Source organism: Aeromonas sp. 19NY04SH05-1, assembly GCF_040581895.1.
GTDB classification, from domain to species: Bacteria; Pseudomonadota; Gammaproteobacteria; order Enterobacterales; family Aeromonadaceae; genus Aeromonas; species Aeromonas enteropelogenes.
Genome location: NZ_CP095328.1, coordinates 3,099,518 through 3,121,427, shown reverse-complemented (window position 1 = coordinate 3,121,427; position 21,910 = coordinate 3,099,518). Strand labels below are relative to the sequence as shown.

The window sequence follows — 21,910 nt, the reverse complement described above, 5'->3', positions numbered from 1 at the left end:
GCACCCATGCGGCGCACCCGCCATCGCAGCCTCGTGAATGGCGGTATCCTGTCCGGCAGGATACCGCTCATTTCCCTTGTTCAGTTCGTTGCCGTCGCTGAGCATCTGAACTTTCGGCACGCGGCCAACGCGCTCGGCGTCAGTCAGTCGAGCGTCAGCGCGCGCGTTAAGGCGCTGGAAGAAAATCTTGGTGTCCTGCTGTTCGAGCGCCATGCGCGAGGCGTCCGGCTGACGGATGCAGGCAGACACTTCATGGAGCGGGTCGTGGCAGGCGTCGATCAACTCGATCACGCCGTCAAGACCGCCGGCATGACAGCGCAAGGCGAATGCGGCCGGCTACGCATCGGTGTCTATGCCCTGATTCCGGGCAGCTTCCTTGCAGAGCTGATTGGTCAGTATCGAAAGGACCATCCCAATCTCGACATCGAAATCACGGAGGGCACAGCACGCGATACTCTCACGCAGCTTCGAGCCGACCGGCTGGATATTGCGTTCGTTGCCGGCACGTCCAAACCGCCCGACTGTCATTCCCGGCGAATATGGACCGAACCCCTTTTAGCCGCTGTGTCGGCGCGGCACGCTCTTGTTGGACGCTCGGCCGCCACATGGGCTGATCTGGCAGCGGACACGTTCATCGTCAGACATGGTGGCACCGGCCCACAAGTGCATGACCATATCGTTTTACGCCTTGCCGGAACCTGGCCCGCGCCTTCGATCCTTAGATTTGATGTTGGGCGCGGCACCTTGCTGTCGATGGTGGGACAGGATTTCGGTATCACTGTCATAGGTGCGGCTTCGTCCCTCTTGCCAACATCCGGGGTGGTCTTCCTGCCGATCACCGACGAACCCGAGCCGGTCGCTTTCTCGGCGGTCTGGTCGCCTCACAATCGCAGTGTTGCGCTCCGAAATTTGCTTGGACTCGCCGACAAGATGAGCCGATCTAATTGATTCATTTGGATGTGCTCGAAATTGCGAGCACCCATCCTATTTGCCGCCGATAGTATCCGGCAGCCCTCCTGCATCATCTTTGCTATTGCCTCCCGCGCAAACGCTTATTCTCTAATCGGCTCAATCTCTCTTGCCAACTGGAGCCTGCATTGCGCGGAGGCCGAATCCTTTGGGGTCAGATCGCTGTCGTTTTCACCATCGTTCTGGTGATGACGTGGGCGGCGACGCAATGGATAGCATTCCGCCTCGGCTTCCAGCCGCAGCTTGGCAATCCGTGGTTCGAGCTGGTGGGCCTGCCGGTCTATTATCCACCGGCCTTCTTCTGGTGGTGGTTTTCGTTCGACGCCTATGCGCCCGCGATCTTCGTCGAGGGCGGCATCATCGCCGTATCGGGCGGCTTCCTCGCCATCGCTGCCGCCATCTTCATGTCGATCATCCGCGCGCGCGAAGCCCGGAACGTCGCCACCTACGGTTCGGCGCGATGGGCCGAGGACAGAGAAATCCGCGCGGCCGGATTGCTCGGCCCCGATGGCGTCCTGCTCGGCCGATACGACCGGGACTATCTGCGCCATGATGGTCCCGAGCATGTTCTATGCTTCGCCCCGACGCGCAGCGGCAAAGGCGTCGGGCTGGTGGTGCCGACGCTGCTGACATGGCCGGCATCCGCCATCGTTCACGACATAAAAGGCGAGAACTGGACGCTGACAGCGGGCTTCCGCGCGAAGCATGGCCGCGTGCTGCTGTTCGATCCGACCAACGCCAGATCGTCGGCCTACAACCCGCTGCTGGAGGTGCGGCAGGGCGAATGGGAAGTCCGCGACGTGCAGAATATCGCGGATATTCTGGTCGATCCCGAAGGCAGTCTCGACAAGCGCAATCATTGGGAAAAGACCAGCCATAGCTTGCTGGTCGGCGCGATCCTGCATGTTCTCTACGCGGAGAAGGATAAGACCTTGGCGGGCGTCGCCAACTTCCTGTCCGATCCCCGCCGCCCGGTCGAGGCGACCTTGCGCGCCATGATGGACACGCCGCATCTCGGCGAGGCGGGCCTTCATCCCGTCATCGCGTCGTCCGCCCGCGAACTGTTGAACAAATCCGAGAACGAGCGGTCGGGCGTGCTCTCCACCGCCATGTCGTTTCTCGGCCTCTACCGCGATCCCGTGGTGGCGCGGGTGACGGCGCATTGCGACTGGCGCATTGCCGATCTGGTCGGCAGCCGCCAGCCCGTCACGCTCTATCTGGTCGTGCCGCCATCCGACATTAACCGCACAAAGCCGCTAATCCGCCTGATCCTCAACCAGATTGGGAGGCGGTTGACCGAGGAATTGACCACCTCCGGCAAGCGCCATCGCCTGCTGTTGATGCTCGACGAGTTTCCGGCATTGGGCAGGTTGGATTTTTTCGAGTCCGCCTTGGCCTTCATGGCAGGCTACGGAATCAAAGGCTTCCTGATCGCGCAGAGCCTCAACCAGATCGAGCGGGCCTATGGGCCGAACAACGCGATCCTCGACAACTGCCATGTGCGCGTCAGCTTTGCCACGAATGACGAAAGGACCGCCAAAAGGGTGAGCGACGCGCTCGGCACCGCGACCGAGATGCGCGATTCCACCAACTATGCCGGCCACAGGCTCGCGCCGTGGCTCGGGCATCTCATGGTTTCACGGCAGGAGACAGCCCGGCCGCTGCTCACGCCGGGCGAAATCATGCAGCTTCCGCCTACCGATGAAATCGTCATGGTCGCGGGCACGCCGCCGATCCGCGCGACCAAGGCCCGCTATTTCGAGGACGCGCGGTTGCAGGAACGCATCCTGACCCCGCCCGATCTGGTCGCCGCTCCGCTGGCGCCCAGCCCATCCGCCGATGATTGGTCCGGCCGCGTGGTCGCGGCGGAAAGCCGTTCCGCGACGAGGGGAAACGAGGCCGAGGGCGACCCGGCCAATGCCGGCATCCGCCGCGAGCCGGAATTGCCCGAGCATGAGGAAATCGTCACGCCGACGCCATCGCCCGAACAGGAGTTCGAGTTTCTGGACGACGAGCCGGACGTTGACGCCGCCAAGGCCCGCGCCATGCGCCAGCGGGCTCTGTTGCAAAAATCGTGAAGCTTGAGCATGCTTGGCGGAGATTGGACGGACGGAACGATGACGGATTTCAAGTGGCGCCATTTCCAGGGTGATGTGATCCTGTGGGCGGTGCGCTGGTATTGTCGCTATCCGATCAGCTATCGCGACCTTGAGGAAATGCTGGCGGAACGCGGCATTTCGGTCGACCATACGACGATCTATCGCTGGGTCCAGTGCTACGCCCCGGAGATGGAGAAGCGGCTGCGCTGGTTCTGGCGGCGTGGCTTTGATCCGAGCTGGCGCCTGGATGAAACCTACGTCAAGGTGCGGGGCAAGTGGACCGGCACTGTTGCAAATAGTCGGTGGTGATAAACTTATCATCCCCTTTTGCTGATGGAGCTGCACATGAACCCATTCAAAGGCCGGCATTTTCAGCGTGACATCATTCTGTGGGCCGTACGCTGGTACTGCAAATACGGCATCAGTTACCGTGAGCTGCAGGAGATGCTGGCTGAACGCGGAGTGAATGTCGATCACTCCACGATTTACCGCTGGGTTCAGCGTTATGCGCCTGAAATGGAAAAACGGCTGCGCTGGTACTGGCGTAACCCTTCCGATCTTTGCCCGTGGCACATGGATGAAACCTACGTGAAGGTCAATGGCCGCTGGGCGTATCTGTACCGGGCCGTCGACAGCCGGGGCCGCACTGTCGATTTTTATCTCTCCTCCCGTCGTAACAGCAAAGCTGCATACCGGTTTCTGGGTAAAATCCTCAACAACGTGAAGAAGTGGCAGATCCCGCGATTCATCAACACGGATAAAGCGCCCGCCTATGGTCGCGCGCTTGCTCTGCTCAAACGCGAAGGCCGGTGCCCGTCTGACGTTGAACACCGACAGATTAAGTACCGGAACAACGTGATTGAATGCGATCATGGCAAACTGAAACGGATAATCGGCGCCACGCTGGGATTTAAATCCATGAAGACGGCTTACGCCACCATCAAAGGTATTGAGGTGATGCGTGCACTACGCAAAGGCCAGGCCTCAGCATTTTATTATGGTGATCCCCTGGGCGAAATGCGCCTGGTAAGCAGAGTTTTTGAAATGTAAGGCCTTTGAATAAGACAAAAGGCTGCCTCATCGCTAACTTTGCAACAGTGCCTTCTACGGCACGTTTGAAGGCGCGCTGAAAGGTCTGGTCATACATGTGATGGCGACGCACGACACCGCTCCGTGGATCGGTCGAATGCGTGTGCTGCGCAAAAACCCAGAACCACGGCCAGGAATGCCCGGCGCGCGGATACTTCCGCTCAAGGGCGTCGGGAAGCGCAACGCCGCTGCGGCCCTCGGCCTGGTCCTTCAGCCACCATGCCCGTGCACGCGACAGCTGCTCGCGCAGGCTGGGTGCCAAGCTCTCGGGTAACATCAAGGCCCGATCCTTGGAGCCCTTGCCCTCCCGCACGATGATCGTGCCGTGATCGAAATCCAGATCCTTGACCCGCAGTTGCAAACCCTCACTGATCCGCATGCCCGTTCCATACAGAAGCTGGGCGAACAAACGATGCTCGCCTTCCAGAAAACCGAGGATGCGAACCACTTCATCCGGGGTCAGCACCACCGGCAAGCGCCGCGACGGCCGAGGTCTTCCGATCTCCTGAAGCCAGGGCAGATCCGTGCACAGCACCTTGCCGTAGAAGAACAGCAAGGCCGCCAATGCCTGACGATGCGTGGAGACCGAAACCTTGCGCTCGTTCGCCAGCCAGGACAGAAATGCCTCGACTTCGCTGCTGCCCAAGGTTGCCGGGTGACGCACACCGTGGAAACGGATGAAGGCACGAACCCAGTGGACATAAGCCTGTTCGGTTCGTAAGCTGTAATGCAAGTAGCGTATGCGCTCACGCAACTGGTCCAGAACCTTGACCGAACGCAGCGGTGGTAACGGCGCAGTGGCGGTTTTCATGGCTTGTTATGACTGTTTTTTTGTACAGTCTATGCCTCGGGCATCCAAGCAGCAAGCGCGTTACGCCGTGGGTCGATGTTTGATGTTATGGAGCAGCAACGATGTTACGCAGCAGGGCAGTCGCCCTAAAACAAAGTTAACCCCTAAGGAAGTATCGTGAAACTATCACTAATGGCAGCAATTTCGAAGAATGGAGTTATCGGAAATGGCCCAGATATTCCATGGAGTGCCAAAGGGGAACAATTACTCTTCAAAGCGATTACCTATAATCAGTGGCTTTTGGTAGGCCGAAAGACTTTCGAGTCAATGGGGGCTTTACCCAACCGAAAATATGCCGTTGTAACTCGTTCAAGCTTCACTTCCAGTGATGAGAATGTATTGGTATTTCCATCTATCGATGAAGCGCTAAATCATCTGAAGACGATAACGGATCATGTGATTGTGTCTGGTGGTGGTGAAATATACAAAAGCCTGATCGATAAAGTTGATACTTTACATATTTCAACAATCGACATTGAGCCAGAAGGTGATGTCTATTTTCCAGAAATCCCCAGTAGTTTTAGGCCAGTTTTTAGCCAAGACTTCGTGTCTAACATAAATTATAGTTACCAAATCTGGCAAAAGGGTTAACAAGTGGCAGCAACTGACCGCCAAAAGTGTCACTTGTTTTGCCAAAAAGCCGGCAAAACAAGCGCCAATTTTGTCGGCAGCTGTGCCAGGCGTTAGGCTGCGAGAAGACGCGTGAGAAAGTATCCGACCCTCAAAGATGTCGACGAAATGCGGTCTCGCGGCTTTGATCCTTCTGTCTTGGCTGAGCAAATGGAGCTCGCGAAGCGCGGGGAGGCTCTTGAGACACTCGTGGCGGAAACATACGAAGCCTTTGCAGGAGTAAAACTTGGGTCTGGCGTTGGCCTTCTGGAGGCCAACGGGCTAGACGACTATGCGAGCGAGCAGAAGCTAGCTGAGTACAGGGCGAAGGACGAGAAGTTGGATTGGAGGTCAATTCCAATCGAAAAGCTGAACAGATACAGCAGCAGCCTGTCCTTCTTCGATGCGGAAGGGATGCGATTTCACCTTCCGGCATTCCTGGTTGCTGATATGCAAGCGCTCTACGAGTTCGACCTCATATATAACCTAGTTCAATCAACACTCATTGAAGTTCAATGCACTCTCCTCACGGAGAAACAGAGAGCGGTAGTTCGAAAATACTTAGAGTTCGCCCTGCAAGCAGAGGAGTTCGAGTACGACCATGAGCACATACGAAGAGCGCTGGAAAACTACTGGGCGAAGTAGCTCTCAGCCTAACCGTTCCATCGAGCGGACGTCTTCCAGCCGGCTTCGCCGCCTGCAAGCCGCAGCTCATGTCAAACGTTAGATGCACTAAGCACATAATTGCTCACAGCCAAACTATCAGGTCAAGTCTGCTTTTATTATTTTTAAGCGTGCATAATAAGCCCTACACAAATTGGGAGATATATCATGAAAGGCTGGCTTTTTCTTGTTATCGCAATAGATGGCGAAGTAATCGCAACATCCGCATTAAAATCTAGCGAGGGCTTTACTAAGCTTGCCCCTTCCGCCGTTGTCATAATCGGTTATGGCATCGCATTTTATTTTCTTTCTCTGGTTCTGAAATCCATCCCTGTCGGTGTTGCTTATGCAGTCTGGTCGGGACTCGGCGTCGTCATAATTACAGCCATTGCCTGGTTGCTTCATGGGCAAAAGCTTGATGCGTGGGGCTTTGTAGGTATGGGGCTCATAATTGCTGCCTTTTTGCTCGCCCGATCCCCATCGTGGAAGTCGCTGCGGAGGCCGACGCCATGGTGACGGTGTTCGGCATTCTGAATCTCACCGAGGACTCCTTCTTCGATGAGAGCCGGCGGCTAGACCCCGCCGGCGCTGTCACCGCGGCGATCGAAATGCTGCGAGTCGGATCAGACGTCGTGGATGTCGGACCGGCCGCCAGCCATCCGGACGCGAGGCCTGTATCGCCGGCCGATGAGATCAGACGTATTGCGCCGCTCTTAGACGCCCTGTCCGATCAGATGCACCGTGTTTCAATCGACAGCTTCCAACCGGAAACCCAGCGCTATGCGCTCAAGCGCGGCGTGGGCTACCTGAACGATATCCAAGGATTTCCTGACCCTGCGCTCTATCCCGATATTGCTGAGGCGGACTGCAGGCTGGTGGTTATGCACTCAGCGCAGCGGGATGGCATCGCCACCCGCACCGGTCACCTTCGACCCGAAGACGCGCTCGACGAGATTGTGCGGTTCTTCGAGGCGCGGGTTTCCGCCTTGCGACGGAGCGGGGTCGCTGCCGACCGGCTCATCCTCGATCCGGGGATGGGATTTTTCTTGAGCCCCGCACCGGAAACATCGCTGCACGTGCTGTCGAACCTTCAAAAGCTGAAGTCGGCGTTGGGGCTTCCGCTATTGGTCTCGGTGTCGCGGAAATCCTTCTTGGGCGCCACCGTTGGCCTTCCTGTAAAGGATCTGGGTCCAGCGAGCCTTGCGGCGGAACTTCACGCGATCGGCAATGGCGCTGACTACGTCCGCACCCACGCGCCTGGAGATCTGCGAAGCGCAATCACCTTCTCGGAAACCCTCGCGAAATTTCGCAGTCGCGACGCCAGAGACCGAGGGTTAGATCATGCCTAGCATTCACCTTCCGGCCGCCCGCTAGCGGACCCTGGTCAGGTTCCGCGAAGGTGGGCGCAGACATGCTGGGCTCGTCAGGATCAAACTGCACTATGAGGCGGCGGTTCATACCGCGCCAGGGGAGCGAATGGACAGCGAGGAGCCTCCGAACGTTCGGGTCGCCTGCTCGGGTGATATCGACGAGGTTGTGCGGCTGATGCACGACGCTGCGGCGTGGATGTCCGCCAAGGGAACGCCCGCCTGGGACGTCGCGCGGATCGACCGGACATTCGCGGAGACCTTCGTCCTGAGATCCGAGCTCCTAGTCGCGAGTTGCAGCGACGGCATCGTCGGCTGTTGCACCTTGTCGGCCGAGGATCCCGAGTTCTGGCCCGACGCCCTCAAGGGGGAGGCCGCATATCTGCACAAGCTCGCGGTGCGACGGACACATGCGGGCCGGGGTGTCAGCTCCGCGCTGATCGAGGCTTGCCGCCATGCCGCGCGAACGCAGGGGTGCGCCAAGCTGCGGCTCGACTGCCACCCGAACCTGCGTGGCCTATACGAGCGGCTCGGATTCACCCACGTCGACACTTTCAATCCCGGCTGGGATCCAACCTTCATCGCAGAACGCCTAGAACTCGAAATCTAACGTCCGTTCGGGCATCGAGGTCCATGTCGGGGTGGGACGGGCCCGTGGCTTCAAGATCACTTGCAGTCCGACCGCGATGTCTTGGTTGCGCGAGAGGTTGTCGATATCCTCCACTTCCATCATCAACCCTGGATAATGCCGCCGCCGTCATCGCCGCCGACGCCCGTGCCGGGCTTTTCGGGCCTGTCAGGCTTGCTCGGCCTTCAGCCTGCCTGGGCGAGATCTCCGGCGGACGGATTAACGGCGGAGCTTCGCCGCCTTTCGTGCGTGTGAAGGCCGAAGATAGTTCTCTCGGCTCTGTTGCAAAAATCGTGAAGCTTGAGCATGCTTGGCGGAGATTGGACGGACGGAACGATGACGGATTTCAAGTGGCGCCATTTCCAGGGTGATGTGATCCTGTGGGCGGTGCGCTGGTATTGTCGCTATCCGATCAGCTATCGCGACCTTGAGGAAATGCTGGCGGAACGCGGCATTTCGGTCGACCATACGACGATCTATCGCTGGGTCCAGTGCTACGCCCCGGAGATGGAGAAGCGGCTGCGCTGGTTCTGGCGGCGTGGCTTTGATCCGAGCTGGCGCCTGGATGAAACCTACGTCAAGGTGCGGGGCAAGTGGACCTACCTGTACCGGGCAGTCGACAAGCGGGGCGACACGATCGATTTCTACCTGTCGCCGACCCGCAGCGCCAAGGCAGCGAAGCGGTTCCTGGGCAAGGCCCTGCGAGGCCTGAAGCACTGGGAAAAGCCTGCCACGCTCAATACCGACAAAGCGCCGAGCTATGGTGCAGCGATCACCGAATTGAAGCGCGAAGGAAAGCTGGACCGGGAGACGGCCCACCGGCAGGTGAAGTATCTCAATAACGTGATCGAGGCCGATCACGGAAAGCTCAAGATACTGATCAAGCCGGTGCGCGGTTTCAAATCGATCCCCACGGCCTATGCCACGATCAAGGGATTCGAAGTCATGCGAGCCCTGCGCAAAGGACAGGCTCGCCCCTGGTGCCTGCAGCCCGGCATCAGGGGCGAGGTGCGCCTTGTGGAGAGAGCTTTTGGCATTGGGCCCTCGGCGCTGACGGAGGCCATGGGCATGCTCAACCACCATTTCGCAGCAGCCGCCTGATCGGCGCAGAGCGACAGCCTACCTCTGACTGCCGCCAATCTTTGCAACAGAGCCGTGCAGTCGTCTTCTGAAAATGACAGGACTCCTGAGCAATCCCATCCCCTCGCGGCGGCTCGTGCATACGACTACTGAACAGGTCGTGTCAGCAGTCCTATGCACTCGGTACGGCCAACCCAATGAACCGGTGCAGTCGCCTTCTGAAAACGACAGTATTCGTGCATGTCACTAGGGCCTGAGCTATTGACCAAGAGCCAGCATTTGGATCCAATAACGAGCCGTTTTGTGATTGCCGTGGATATCGATTGGCGAATGCAATCGGGCTGGAAGTAGTAAACTTGGTCCTGTAGAAAGTGCTTCACGGTTCAGTGGGGGGTGAATCGCCCCCAGTTCCCGAGGGTCATCAGCGGTTAACCGGGGGAAGAAGTTGGGCTCCCTTTCCCCAATTTGTTGGTGAGCGGACTCCTTCTTGGTTGCGGTCTCTGTGGCGTTCTGGTTGCTTGGCTTTGTGGTGCGCTATGCGAGGTTGTCGCCTCCGCACTCGTGTTACCATTTGTCTCGTCAGTGTTGGTTTCGGGATAGAACTCCTCCAGCAGCATCGGCACCTCCTCATCGATGTCTTCAAACTGGCCGTTACGCAGCAACTCGCGCGCGGCCTGCTCCATCTGGTCGATGGCGAGTCCCGCCTCTTGGTCACGCTGGGCGGCCTCGTGTGCCTGTCTGATTGCCTCGGTCAGGTTGGTCTCTTCCCGCAAGGTCAAATCCACGTAGTAGACCGGTGTGCGGTAGGACTGGGTGGTGCTTTTGGCTCGCAACCGCAGGGTGAGCGGCAAATAACGGGTGTGACCACCGCTCACGGCCTCCAGGTATTTCAGTCGAGCCGACAGAGTGCGCACCGAGTTGTAGCCGGTGGTTCGGAAGATAAAGCTGCCCAGCTCATCCCCTTGCCCCTCCACAAACAGGTTCAGTCGCCCGTACAGCTTGCAACCCTGTTGCCCGGCAAAGGCGCAGCGCTCTGGCCCCGGGCAGCTAACTTCCTCCATGCCTTGTGCCCCCACGCGTCTTGCCACCTCCCCATTCCCGACACACAGCGGCCTGCCGGTTTGCCGGTCAAACGCGCTGTATTCCGCCCGCAGATTCAAGTCGCTGTCGTTGAACAGCACCCGCACCGGAATAGCGCGGATCTTGGTCTGCTCCTGTCCTGGGTTATTCTTTTGCGATGAGTAGTGTTGATGCAGGGGGTGGAGCAACCATCCCCCCTTTTGCTGTATCTGGGTGGTGAGGGTGAAGCTGTCGTCTTTCTCCGGCACCCACTTATCCTGTTTTTGCACCAGCTTGCCGATGCAGATCCGCCCGATCACGGGCGGGGTGATCGCCAGTCCTTTGATCATGGTGTTTGTCTCAAGGGTTGAATGGTGAAACGGCGCACGCCGGGTACCGGTTTGACATAACGGGTGATCAGGTCGGGATGATCCTGACCAAGCTTATCCAGATCCGGTGCCAGCCGGTCTTTACTGCGCTTCCAGGTGATCTTGCCATCGGCAAACAACCCGGCTGTCGCTTCACCCAAAGTGGCTTGCAGCCGCTGTTTGAGCTGCGACTCCTGCAGCTCGACGGCTTCTTTTTGCTGACGCAATCGCAGTAGCTCGCCAAACAGCTGGTTGAACTCGGGAGAATCGGAGAGATCCATCGTCTGGCCATCGTCACGCGGAAACAGCCAGCTAAGGGCATTGGCGGCATCACTGGAGCCGTCAGGTTCAGGTTGCTGATCTTGTTGCACCATCTGCCAGAACTGCGCTTCCCGCTCGGTGAGATCCTGGATCTTCTCCTCATCGCGCTCGATGCGGTAAATCCGAAAATCCTGGCCGCCGATCAGCACTGCCACTTCGGCCCAGGCATGGCCAGTGACGGCCAGTTGATGCAGTACCTGACACTGGTAAGCCACCGGCACTCCTTCCTCCCACTGGGGGGCGCTGTGATAGCTGGCGGTTTTGATCTCCAGAATGCCCGGCCCATCGGGATGGCCGACCACCTCCCGGTCGAGGTTGGCGAGCATGAAGGGATGCTCAGGGTGTTGCAGCACCGCATTGACCCGGCGCACCTTGTAGCCGGTACGTTTGGCATAGACCTGTGCCAGCACAGGTTCCAGTTCGATGCCCCACAGCACCGCTTCCTTATGGGAGATATCCTCCGGCTCCTTGCGGCCAGTCTTCTCCAGCCACAGGCTGAGCGGACATTTGTAAGGGGAGAGGCCCACTGCCACGGCGGCATCGGAGGAGCCAATGCCGAGTTTGCGGAGTGCGAGCCACTGCTCGCGGGTTAATTGGGTAGTGGAGGCCAGCCGCAGGGCTTGGCCGTATTTGGCTTTTGATTTCATGACGACTCCTTGTTGACGGCATAAACGCCTACGCCCGGATTGGCTTGTGCCAGTCCGGGTGAGGTCGTTATGCGGTTTGAATGGGGAAGCGGAATTACTGCAGCAGAGTGAGTGCCTGATCCAGGGCTTGGGATTTAAGTTGGGCACCCTGACCAAACCAAGCGGAATCGAGCCGATGATCCTGACTGCGTGCCCGACGGTGGTGATCCACGTACTCACTCACCGCATTGACCAGCCCCCAGGCTGTATTGCGGGAGCTGGCAAGCTCTGAGCCCATGCCTGCGCCCATATACAGCTCGTGCAGTTTTTGGGCGGGACGGCTGAGAATAATATTCTCATCATCGCCAGCCGGATCATTGAGTAGTTCACCGAAGAAATTAAGGGCTTCCACGGGTGATACCGGACGATTACTCAACGATGTCATCTCTTGTTGGAAACGATCCCAATTTGCCATACCAAGGCCCAGTGCCTCTTTGACGGCAGCTGCATTAAATTGAGTGGAGTGGGGAACTTTGATAGCCCCATTATTATCCCGTAGTGCTATTTGCAGTGTGTTATTACAGACAACTCGGAGCGAGGTAAATTGTGCTGTGGTACACAACGTACCATCACAACTGGTGGCAAGCAGCAGGTATGATTTTACCCTGTCGCCACCTTTCAGTTTCATATCTTGACCCGTTTTAGCCAGCGCCCATAATTTGCGGCCGCCCTTGAGCGAGCCCGCTGTTTCCAACTCAAAGCCGCCCACCTCTACCAGATCTTGATAAAAATGCAGCACCTCGTGAGGCTGAACCACGTTATATCGGCGAGAAACGACGGATAGAGGCTCCAGGTTATCAGAGCGGTACAAAACTTTGCTGTCTGAATAAGGGCGAATATGGAGTGCATCTGAGGCGACGTTAAACATTACGTCACTCTGCTCGATAGTCCAATTCATCCCGGCTGCCTGTAGCCAGATATCGAGGGACTGTTGCGGTGGCAAGACATTGCCGAGGCCATGCCAAGGGGTTTGGCCAGTGTAGGCCATGGTGTCGATCAGGTGAGCCATATCTCCTCCAGGAATTGTGAAATGCAGACATCTGCCTGCTAACTCATGGGGGTGATGTAGGTTTGAAATTTTCTGGAAATGGCACTGATCCTCCGACGAGTGCTGCTATGACCGATATGTCAATTTGGACAGGAGGGGCATACCTGTGAGACGACCTGGATTTGGTCACATTAAGCCGCATCACCAAGTTAAATTCTTATCGACGTCTCCCCGCTCGGCTCACATTTCTCTCCTTGGGTTGAGAGAACTGGATCTTCCTCCCCCCGTGCAGGTGATGATGCAACCTGCTGTTTAGCATGGAAATTAAACTAACTTTCCAAATTCTGAAACTAACTTTTTGCTAGGTATGGCCATGGAGGCTGCATTTGGCAGCACGGGGAGCGGGACAACATTCGCAGGAAGTTCCTGCTGTCGGAAGTCTACCCAAGGCTGATGTTGAGATGGAGCAGGGGCTGGATAAATAGAACCAATACGGCAGGAAATGGCGTCGTTTCAGGAAGATATTTTGGAGAAAATGCAGTTGTTGAACAGAGCATTTTGAAGGAGGTAAACCGATGGCAATTAAGGTACTACGTAACAACGATGTGATCCAGGCGCTAGGGATCAGCAAGTCGAAATTTTTCGACATGTTGAGCCCGAGGTCCCCGCGTTTCGATGCGACGTTCCCTAAGCGGATCCGCATCGGGGCCAACTCGGTTGGGTTCCTGGAACACGAGATTATGGAGTGGCTGAAATCACGCCAAGAGGTGTGATCAGACCCTCTTGCTGAGGCAGCATGGGGCACAACAGAGTGCTCCATGAGCCGTGAGATCGACGTCTTAGCAAGGTGGATTACGTGTTAGAGAAGAAGGAGAAAAATAGACACTAACTATACAAAAACCAGCCACGTTCACGGTGTCGGTATTCTCGGGGAAATAAGAGCGAGATGAATTTATTTCCCCTGAGAACACCTTAAACAACTGAGGTGTGAATATTGGTTTTTATTGTTATTAATATTCCCTATAACTAATACATAGACCCTCCAACTAACAATGAAAGGAAACTATAACCCATTCATGATGAAACAGAGTACAGGCGTAATCAACAAGATGAAGCCTGTAACCAGGGATAAGAATAGGACATGACCACATGTCCTTACTCACGACTAATACCAAGAATTAAATTAAGGAGTAAGAATGTCTAAGTATGGTCGTGGTTGTATCGACATTGATGCAATCAAAATACTTCAAGAATCTAATCTTGAAGTTGGCACTGACACTGACGGGAGTCCCACTGTTGGCTTGTTCCAGATACACAACGAGGTAGGTTATTATCGTGAATTGTTGAGTTACACTGCCAAACTTGAGCAAATGAACTACCCGCCCATCATCTTTGATGTGGTCATAAAAAATGGTTTCCCCTGTACTCTGACCAAGGAGGGGAAAAAATTCACGACCATCGTAAATAATGCTACGTTGGTCTTTAAGCATCAGAATTATTATCGCCTGCACCCTAAACTAGCATGCTTGTGTAATTTTATCGTGAAGCATGGGCTTCACGAAATGCTTGAGCTTGGTCTTATTAGTTGCGAAGTAAGAGCCATGCTTACTGAAACGCTCAAGGTATTACTGGATGAGTTAAAATCATCCGAACTGATGCGCCAAGTATATACCTTCATGAAAGGTGCACGCAAAAACACTGTATCATTACAGCGCTATGTTAACGGCTTATTTCAACGTTACTCCCGGTTGTTGGTATTGCGTGTAGACTTGTCCTACAAGCGTGAGCACCGGGATTCACTTTCACTGGATGAAATAATCAAGCACAAGGATGCATTGCTTAAAAATCGCCGCAAAGGGGCATTGGCTGCCAACTGGGTAGGCTATGCTTGTCGCTTGGAGTTTGCTCCGGAAACCGGATACCATTTCCATTTAGTTGTTTTTTTGAATGGCGCAAATTTCCGGAGTGATGTGTGTCATGCGGGGTTCATAATCGAAGAGTGGAAGTATATTACTGGCGGGCGTGGCCGGGGCTTTAACTGCAATATGAAGGCTAAGGCTAACGAATACCGATTTTGTGGGATTGGCGTCGTCAATCATCACGACAAGGAGAAGCGGCAGTATTTGCACAAGGCGCTTGCCTATCTGACCAAGTCAGACCGTGTAGCCAAGCTGAAGCTCGATGGACGTCGTACCTTCTTCAAAGGGACGTTACCCAAGAAAGTCACGGCCAGAGGCAGGCCGCGTACCAAGACCATCAGGCAACCACTGCAGCCATTCAGGCAGCAGTGCTTGGTCGGTGTTTGACTCGGGCTGGCTATCTTGTCAGACTCTTTTGAGGGGCCTTCGGGCCCTATTCAATTGAGCATTGATAATGCATAGGAGGTTGGGGTGGCGACAGCAAAGGGAGATTGGTTGCGACTGAAGTTGTTGGAGCTTGCACGGCAAGTTTCATTTGATATAGCAATATCGTTTGATGAGCTTGGTCCACTTCGAATGGCTTGTGAAAAGAGCAAAAAGCCGTGGCGATTGCGACATGGTCATGGCGACGAGCATCACCGGAATTTGTACTATGCCTTAGCGTTGATTGAGAAGTTAAAGGAACTGCTTGGCTGCACTCCTGAGGATGAGTGGCAGATATTTGAACTGGTGAGTATTGATAAGTCTATCGAGCGATTTCACTCACGAACTGAATTTCAACAAATTAGTATGTTTCCACTGACGAAGATAGGTTCATATTTTTTAACTATTTTGTCTCTGCTCAGAGTCGCACATCGGCATTTTCGGCATTACACATTACATCCCTATGCCAATTACTTCTCAACCCAAGAGTGTATCGACATCATCAGCTGTTATTATGAGCACCTAGTTTTTGACGATGATATCACAGCGTCTATACGTATGGAGCTTGAGATTTCTGAGCAGCCGCTCATTGGCATGGTTGAGCAAGCAACAAGCTTGGCAAATAAAATCAACGAAAGAGCCAGAGTCTTGCTTAAAGACCTACTCAGAAAGGACTTGAATGTAAAGGTCAGTAATTTTGAAAAAAATGCAGCTAAACATATTGCCGGTCTTTGGGACTTTTTAGAAGATGTAACTTGTGACGATAAAAATTTAAAAGTAGTGATTAAAGCTAGGTTTGAGTTTGAACGTTACAGCGATAATAAAAAAAATCACAATGGTATTCGAGCATATGCAGACCGTTTCAGTAGGGCGATAACTGATTTTAATACAGACCTGAGAAAAACGACAGCATTAAAAGGCTTTGTCAATATGGTGAGCTCGATTCATGCACCTGAGACGATGCCATGGTATCAAGAGACGTTTATCACATTGTGTTTCCCTAAAAATGAGTATCCCTTCGATTATCATAAGGAGTCATTCAGCCTGCTTTGTAAGTATGATAAAAAAATATCAAAAAGCATTCGTATATTTACCAATAATCCACGTAGCACAAAGTACTCGGAATTAGCTAAAAGACTTAATATTGACACCCAACAGGGTAGTAATTTGGTCGATTTTATTAAAGTTTTAAAATCTCAAAAGAAAGATGATAAACGCCACATGACTACTGTAAGCATTGTCGATTATTTACATCAAAAAATGGCAATGTTCGATAGCTTAATTTTTTTGAACGAGGCGCAGGCCCGTTGGCATAAGTGTGCAAAAAAATATTGTAGTGATGACGTTTCTGCGACGCAGTCGGGAGACTATGCAATGACACTTTTTTCAGCTCTTCTTATCGAGAATAAAACCATTATTCCTCTAATAGCGCCCCCGGACATACTAATTAAACAATCCGGCTCATTGAATTCAATTGCGCATACTGACAAAAAACATCTGATGATGATAAAAAACACTCTTCAGATGTTGCCCTTACCTAAATTAGAAACGATGCCTGATGGCCTACAAAAAGAAATGGCCGTAGGTATTCCTAGTAATAGTCATATGCTGCTTGATATTATCAAAAGCAGCATGGCGAAGATGTTTTTTATGAAACTAACCTTGAAAGGGTTGAACTGCAAAATTAATGAGGTTCGCGATACGTCAAGCCATTCTGTAAATAAAAATAGTCGAATGCCAAAGCGAAAGAGCCATTCATCATCTCGCACAGAATTAAAAAAAATCATAATGCGATTCTCAATGTGGAATTAACCTGATGGAGTTAATTCCAAGCTCGATATCCATTACCCACGGCTCAATTCACTGGCGGGTCCATCAGATGCTCTCAGACGGTTCTACAGGATCTGCGAGGTTGCAGGCAGTGTCGCGATTTGGACAACTAGGCCTTATATAGATAATAATTATCCTGCTTTTGTGGATGGCAACCACGTCAGCGCCGAGCCGATTTTGGATGCTGTATCAATATGTTCTGACCACCAGACCATCATTTCTCGGCGACGTTCCAGATAATCCGTGCGGTTATAAGCGCTACGCACTTCGTCTTTGTCAGAGTGCGCCAAGGCGGATTCGATAACGTCTCGATCAAATCCTCTCTCGTTAAGGGTCGTGCTGCCCAAAGCTCGCAGGCCGTGAGCAACCAAGGTCCCTTCATACCCCATCCGTTTCAAAGCTGCATTGGCGGTTTGTTCGTTAGTGTGTGTCTTGGGATTTCGGATCCCAGGGAAGATAAATTCACGATGGCCGCTGATCGGTCGCATTAGGTCCAGGTAGGCAAGTGTCTGTGGCGTCAAGGGCACGTCATGACCTCTGCGCTTCTTCATTCTCTCTGGTGGGATCCGCCAGAGTTTCTTTTCCATATCGATCTCTGCCCACCGGGCTCCTGCAGCCTCGCTGGGGCGAGCTAAGGTATGCAGGCTCCATTCGATAAGGCAGCGGGTCTGCAAATTGATGCTGGCCTTCGATAGCCTGTTCATCAGTTCCGGTAGTTGGTTGGGGTTAATACTGGGCATGTGCTGTTTGGCTGGACGCTGAAACACCTTGCTGATCCCAGAGCAAGGGTTGGCATCGATCAGACCAGAGTTGACGGCAAAGGTCATGATCTCGTTCACCCGTTGTGTGAGACGACGCACTGTTTCGAGTTTTCCTGCCGCTGCTATGGGCTCGATGATCTTGATGGCCCTCTGAGCCTTGATCTCCATAACAGGCACAGTGCCAATCTCGGGGAACAGATACATTTCGAGCGAGCGCCAAAGATCTTCGGCATAGGCCGGGGTGACGGAGGGGCGCTTGACATCAAACCAGCGCTTGGCAACGGCTTCAAATGTGTGCTCACTCTGAGATAACGCGGCGGATGTCTGCTCATCTCGATGGTGTTGGGGATCGATGTTTTGTTGCAGCAACGTTTTGGCTTCTGAACGTTTCTCTCGCGCGTCAGCCAACGACATCTCCGGCCAGGAGCCAAAGCTGATCATGTTTCTCTGTTTAGTAAGGGGGCGGTAGTAACGCAGGCGCCACAACTTTGAGCCATTGGGTTTGATGACGAGCTCTAGACCAGCCCCGTCGCAGAGTGTGTATTCCTTCTCTTTGGGCTTGGCTGCTTTGATCTCGGTTGGGGACAAGGGGCGGGTGATACGAGGCATAGGCATACGCTCCGGAAGGCATACAAAACGATATGCCTAACGATATGCCTAAAAGGGCTGGATGGCAACGTATCCGATTGGACAGCATAAGACAACAAAAAACCCGCAAAGCCTTACGCTCTGCGGGTTTCTTGGACTTCGTTGGTCACTGTTGGACCGGTATTTGGTGGAGCTGGGGGGATTTGAACCCCCGTCCAAAATTACTACATCCTTGGCACTACATGCTTAGTCACTCTTTACATTCGCCAACCCGCTGCGGAGAGACACGCCACGAATTAACTAGCTCGATTGGTTTTAATGCTTCCGCCCCGAGCAGGACTTCCACACGATCCTGTGAAGGATGACCTTCCGATTCCCTAGGACACAGGCAAGCTAGGGTAGAAGGGCTCTGCGCAGGTTATTAAGCTGCCAGTGCGTAGTTTTCGTCGTTTGCGACTATTTTTTTGCGGTTTATTAACGAGGCCTACCGCACCTCGGCATGCACCTTGGGTTTCGTGAATCTTGTCGAATCCAGAATCAGCCCCAAGTTGTTAAGAGGGATTGTACGCAAAAATGCTGCCATGGCAAGGCGTTGATGGCCATTCCCGCGGGGAGCCGCTCCGTTTGCCGATTTATTGTGCGCAAGCAGGGGGGGAGAGGGTAGGCCAGAAAAGAAAAAGTCCGGGCCTGGAGCCCGGACCTTGCAGCATCAATCGGATTAGCCGCGGTTTTTGTTCTTCATGATGCGGGCTTTTTCCCGATCCCATTCGCGGGCCTTGGTATCTTCGCGCTTGTCGTGCTCTTTCTTGCCTTTTACCAGGCCGATCTCGACCTTGACCCAGCACTGTTTCCAGTAGAGAGCGAGCGGCACTATGGTGTAGCCCTGACGGGCGATCAGGCTCTCGAGCTTGTCGAGTTCGCGGCGGCTCAGCAGCAGCTTGCGGGTACGGGTCGGGTCACACACCACGTGGCTGGAGGCTGCCTGCAGCGGCAGGAAGCTGGAGCCGAACAGGTAGGCCTCGCCATCGCGGAAGATGACATAGGCTTCGCTGATGTTGGCCTTGCCCGCCCGCAGGGATTTGACTTCCCACCCTTGCAGGGACAGACCCGCTTCGATCTTCTCTTCAATGAAGTATTCGTGGCGCGCGGTTCTGTTAAGTGCAATGGTGCTGGACCCGGCTTTGTTTTTACTGTTTTTTTTGCTCATGACGGGCGATTTCCGGCAATGACTAGGAGGCTCGTATTATACGTAGGCGAGGGCGGCTGTAAAACGCGCAGCGGCTCGAGTGGCGGCTTAATGAGCAGTTTGGCCGAGGTTTTACCTCCACAAGCCGGAACATGATGATAAAATCGCGGCGATTGGATGAGGAAAAGCCATGCCCCGTATTACTCGCAGTGCCCTGGTGATGTTCAGTGCAGAACAGATGTTCAAGTTGGTTAACGATGTGGATGCCTATCCGCAATTTTTGCCCGGTTGCGTCGGCAGTCGCGTGCACGAGGCCGGCGATGACTACATGATGGCCTCGGTGGATGTGGCCAAGGCGGGCATTGCCAAGACTTTTACCACCCGCAATCAGCTGGACATGAACCGCCAGATCAGGATGGAGCTGGTGGATGGCCCGTTTCGCAAGCTGGCGGGCTGGTGGACCTTCACTCCGCTGGATGTGGATGCCTGCAAGGTGGAGTTCGATCTCGATTTCGAATTTACCTCCAAGCTGATCGAGGTGGCCTTCGGTCAGGTGTTCCGCGATCTGGTGAGTTCCATGGTCGCCGCCTTCTCCAACCGGGCGAAGGAGGTTTACGGTGTCTGAGCAGCTCACCATAGAGGTGGTCTACGCCTTGCCGCAGCAGCAGACGGTGATTGAGTTGAGGGTTGCGCCAGAGACCTGCGTGCTGGACGCCATCGAGCAGTCCGGTATCGTGCAAAAGCACCCGGAGATCGATCTGGCAGTCAACAAGTTCGGTATCTACAGTCGTCCGGTCAAGGGGAGTGATCACTTGCAGGACGGGGATCGTATCGAGATCTATCGACCGCTCATCGCCGATCCGCGCGAGATGCGCAAGAAACGGGCCGAGAAGGCCAAAGAGGAAGGTCGGGCCGATGCGGTGACCGGCGGTCGCCCCAACACCAATCGCAAGCGGGGCGATGGCGAGTCGCACTAGTGAGTCGCTCCGGGATCCATTGCGATGCATTCGTCAAAAAAGGCGCCCAGGGCGCCTTTTTTGATCCTGCGATATAGCCTTTTACCGTGCTGGTCAGCGCGCCGCCGCTGGCTGTGTGCCCTGACGGGCCAGCACCCAGGAAGTCAGCAGATCGACCCCGCTTTGCATCACCCGCTCATCGAAATCGAAGGCATTGTGATGGTGCGGCGCCGCGAGATCGGCGCCGAGCACCAGGTAGGCGGCTTCGCCTCCCTGCTTTTGTACCCGCTCCATCAGAAAACCGGCATCCTCGCTGGCGCCGAAGCGGCGAGTCTGGATGGTGGCGAGCCCCAGCTGGCGGGCCAGGGCGGTCAGTTCGACCTGCAGGGTGGGGCTGTTGTCCAGCGCGATGGCCTCGCCCTGTTTGATGATCTGGTAGGTGACCCCGTGGGCCATGGCAACCCCTTCGACGATGCGTTGCACCTGGCCGAACATGTAGTCGTTCAGCGAGCTGTCGGCGCCGCGGGTCTCGCCGCGCAGCTCGGCATGATCGGGGATCACGTTGCGGCCGCTGCCGCCGTTGAGCTGGCCGATATTGATGCGGGTCATGCCATCCCGGTGGCGGGGAATGGCGAGCATGGCGGAAGTGGCCATGCAGGCGGCGGCCAGTGCGTTGCAACCGGCGTTGGGCTCAAGACCGGCGTGGGCCGCCGTACCCATGAAGTGCACATCGAACTTGGTGGAGCAGAGAAACTCGGTGGGGTTGATCACCAGTTCGCCGCTGCTCGCGTGGATACCGATATGCAGGGAGAGCAGGGCATCCACGTCATCGAGCGCCCCGCCGGCGGCCAGCGCCTTGCCGCCGCGACACCCCTCTTCGGCCGGCTGGAAGAAGAGCTTGATGCGTCCCCCCAACTGCTCTTTCATCGCCATCAGCCGGCTGGCCAGCCCCATGCCGATGGCGGTGTGGCCATCGTGAGCGCAGGCGTGCATCCACCCCTTGTTGTGGGAGGCAAACCCCTCCCGCTGCGGCTGGTGCTGCTCGTCGCCGGACTCTTCCACTTCCACCGCATCGATGTCGAAGCGAAAGGCGAGCGTCGGGCCGGGGCGGCCGGTGTCCAGCTCCCCCATCAGACCGGTAAAGTCACCAATGCGATCCAGCCAGTCGGGATGCGCCCCCTGGCGGCGGGCGCGGGCCTTCTCGGCTGCCACGTCCAGATCCCGCCCCATCACCAGATTGCTGGCCAGCAGCTTGTCACCGAGCACGATGTGATAGCCGAGTCCGCTCAGGTGGTGGGCGATCAGGCTGGTGGTGCGGAACTCTTTCCAGGCGGCTTCCGGCAGGCGGTGCAGATCGCGGCGCCACTGGATCAGGTGCTCAAGGCTCATCTCGGCTTCCTTGTGTGTTTGAACTGCCGGCTATTGTGCCCTTTTTTGTGATCAAGAACAGAGGGGAGGCGGCTGGCGCTTT

General features: G+C 55.2%; 20 protein-coding genes, 1 other RNA gene and 3 pseudogenes. 16 read left to right on the top strand and 8 right to left on the bottom strand.

Annotated elements, in window-relative coordinates; all coding sequences use genetic code 11:
• Positions 1-6: 6 nt before the first annotated feature.
• The 5 genes and pseudogenes from MRK42_RS14260 to MRK42_RS14240 form a co-directional block, all read left to right on the top strand.
• Positions 7-306 (top strand): annotated as a pseudogene (locus MRK42_RS14260) (LysR family transcriptional regulator); the annotation flags it as partial.
• 3 nt (positions 307-309) lie between these two features.
• Entirely contained in the window at positions 310-948 is a 639-nt protein-coding gene (locus MRK42_RS14255; protein ID WP_258236883.1) for a LysR family substrate-binding domain-containing protein, read from the top strand.
• A gap of 149 nt (positions 949-1,097) precedes the next feature.
• Positions 1,098-3,047, top strand: a complete 1,950-nt coding sequence (locus MRK42_RS14250) for a conjugal transfer protein TraG (protein ID WP_106761483.1) — start codon at positions 1,098-1,100, stop codon at positions 3,045-3,047.
• Between the two features lie 39 nt (positions 3,048-3,086).
• A pseudogene (locus MRK42_RS14245) lies at positions 3,087-3,347 on the top strand (IS6 family transposase); the annotation flags it as partial.
• Between the two features lie 66 nt (positions 3,348-3,413).
• Entirely contained in the window at positions 3,414-4,118 is a 705-nt protein-coding gene (locus MRK42_RS14240; RefSeq protein ID WP_001067855.1) for an IS6-like element IS26 family transposase, read from the top strand.
• 52 nt (positions 4,119-4,170) lie between these two features.
• On the opposite strand, the pseudogene intI1 reads toward MRK42_RS14240, so the two are convergent.
• A pseudogene (gene intI1, locus MRK42_RS14235) lies at positions 4,171-4,968 on the bottom strand (class 1 integron integrase IntI1); the annotation flags it as partial.
• Positions 4,969-5,124: 156 nt separating this feature from the next.
• On the opposite strand from intI1, the gene dfrA15 reads away from it, so the two are divergent.
• From dfrA15 to MRK42_RS14205, 6 genes are all read left to right on the top strand, one after another.
• A complete protein-coding gene (gene dfrA15 / locus MRK42_RS14230) occupies positions 5,125-5,598 on the top strand; it encodes a trimethoprim-resistant dihydrofolate reductase DfrA15 (protein ID WP_001355915.1) in 474 nt (157 codons plus the stop codon).
• Between the two features lie 111 nt (positions 5,599-5,709).
• Positions 5,710-6,261: a DUF6714 family protein gene (locus tag MRK42_RS14225; RefSeq protein WP_147746136.1), complete on the top strand. Its 552-nt coding sequence runs from the start codon at positions 5,710-5,712 to the stop codon at positions 6,259-6,261.
• Between the two features lie 186 nt (positions 6,262-6,447).
• A complete protein-coding gene (qacE, locus tag MRK42_RS14220; protein WP_113739122.1) occupies positions 6,448-6,795 on the top strand; it encodes a quaternary ammonium compound efflux SMR transporter QacE in 348 nt (115 codons plus the stop codon).
• Positions 6,789-7,628, top strand: a complete 840-nt coding sequence (gene sul1 / locus MRK42_RS14215; RefSeq protein ID WP_000259031.1) for a sulfonamide-resistant dihydropteroate synthase Sul1 — start codon at positions 6,789-6,791, stop codon at positions 7,626-7,628. The genes qacE and sul1 overlap by 7 nt, the downstream gene beginning before the upstream one ends.
• 127 nt (positions 7,629-7,755) lie before the next feature.
• Positions 7,756-8,256 (top strand): GNAT family N-acetyltransferase, encoded by a 501-nt coding sequence (locus MRK42_RS14210; protein ID WP_000376623.1) that lies wholly within the window; start codon positions 7,756-7,758, stop codon positions 8,254-8,256.
• A gap of 354 nt (positions 8,257-8,610) precedes the next feature.
• Positions 8,611-9,375, top strand: a complete 765-nt coding sequence (locus MRK42_RS14205; RefSeq protein WP_001389365.1) for an IS6-like element IS6100 family transposase — start codon at positions 8,611-8,613, stop codon at positions 9,373-9,375.
• 407 nt (positions 9,376-9,782) lie between these two features.
• On the opposite strand, the gene MRK42_RS14200 is transcribed toward MRK42_RS14205, so the two are convergent.
• From MRK42_RS14200 to MRK42_RS14190, 3 genes are all read right to left on the bottom strand, one after another.
• Complete coding sequence (locus MRK42_RS14200; RefSeq protein ID WP_111901410.1) at positions 9,783-10,763, bottom strand: hypothetical protein; 981 nt, start codon at positions 10,761-10,763, stop codon at positions 9,783-9,785.
• Positions 10,760-11,749 (bottom strand): lambda-exonuclease family protein, encoded by a 990-nt coding sequence (locus MRK42_RS14195; RefSeq protein ID WP_111901411.1) that lies wholly within the window; start codon positions 11,747-11,749, stop codon positions 10,760-10,762. The genes MRK42_RS14200 and MRK42_RS14195 overlap by 4 nt, the downstream gene beginning before the upstream one ends.
• A gap of 94 nt (positions 11,750-11,843) precedes the next feature.
• Positions 11,844-12,797, bottom strand: coding sequence for a DUF932 domain-containing protein (locus MRK42_RS14190; RefSeq protein ID WP_111901412.1), 954 nt, complete (start codon positions 12,795-12,797; stop codon positions 11,844-11,846).
• 554 nt (positions 12,798-13,351) lie between these two features.
• Between MRK42_RS14190 and MRK42_RS14185 the strand changes: the two genes are divergently transcribed.
• From MRK42_RS14185 to MRK42_RS14175, 3 genes are all read left to right on the top strand, one after another.
• Positions 13,352-13,549: an AlpA family phage regulatory protein gene (locus MRK42_RS14185; protein WP_111901413.1), complete on the top strand. Its 198-nt coding sequence runs from the start codon at positions 13,352-13,354 to the stop codon at positions 13,547-13,549.
• Positions 13,550-13,972: 423 nt separating this feature from the next.
• Complete coding sequence (locus MRK42_RS14180; protein WP_111901414.1) at positions 13,973-15,082, top strand: inovirus-type Gp2 protein; 1,110 nt, start codon at positions 13,973-13,975, stop codon at positions 15,080-15,082.
• A gap of 84 nt (positions 15,083-15,166) precedes the next feature.
• A complete protein-coding gene (locus MRK42_RS14175; protein WP_111901415.1) occupies positions 15,167-16,930 on the top strand; it encodes a hypothetical protein in 1,764 nt (587 codons plus the stop codon).
• 149 nt (positions 16,931-17,079) lie between these two features.
• On the opposite strand, the gene MRK42_RS14170 is transcribed toward MRK42_RS14175, so the two are convergent.
• The 3 genes from MRK42_RS14170 to smpB form a co-directional block, all read right to left on the bottom strand.
• Positions 17,080-18,318, bottom strand: a complete 1,239-nt coding sequence (locus MRK42_RS14170) for an integrase domain-containing protein (protein WP_111901416.1) — start codon at positions 18,316-18,318, stop codon at positions 17,080-17,082.
• A 164-nt stretch (positions 18,319-18,482) separates the two neighbouring features.
• Positions 18,483-18,842, bottom strand: a transfer-messenger RNA (tmRNA) gene (ssrA, locus tag MRK42_RS14165).
• Between the two features lie 173 nt (positions 18,843-19,015).
• Positions 19,016-19,504, bottom strand: a complete 489-nt coding sequence (gene smpB, locus MRK42_RS14160; RefSeq protein ID WP_026455809.1) for an SsrA-binding protein SmpB — start codon at positions 19,502-19,504, stop codon at positions 19,016-19,018.
• Between the two features lie 169 nt (positions 19,505-19,673).
• Between smpB and MRK42_RS14155 the strand changes: the two genes are divergently transcribed.
• Together MRK42_RS14155 and MRK42_RS14150 are read left to right on the top strand one after the other, a co-directional pair.
• Positions 19,674-20,108 (top strand): SRPBCC family protein, encoded by a 435-nt coding sequence (locus tag MRK42_RS14155; RefSeq protein WP_026455810.1) that lies wholly within the window; start codon positions 19,674-19,676, stop codon positions 20,106-20,108.
• Positions 20,101-20,460: an RnfH family protein gene (locus MRK42_RS14150; RefSeq protein ID WP_124240417.1), complete on the top strand. Its 360-nt coding sequence runs from the start codon at positions 20,101-20,103 to the stop codon at positions 20,458-20,460. The genes MRK42_RS14155 and MRK42_RS14150 overlap by 8 nt, the downstream gene beginning before the upstream one ends.
• A 93-nt stretch (positions 20,461-20,553) precedes the next feature.
• Here the strand turns inward: MRK42_RS14150 and MRK42_RS14145 are convergent, their stop codons facing one another.
• Positions 20,554-21,828, bottom strand: a complete 1,275-nt coding sequence (locus tag MRK42_RS14145) for an amidohydrolase (protein WP_338610665.1) — start codon at positions 21,826-21,828, stop codon at positions 20,554-20,556.
• Positions 21,829-21,910 lie beyond the last annotated feature (82 nt).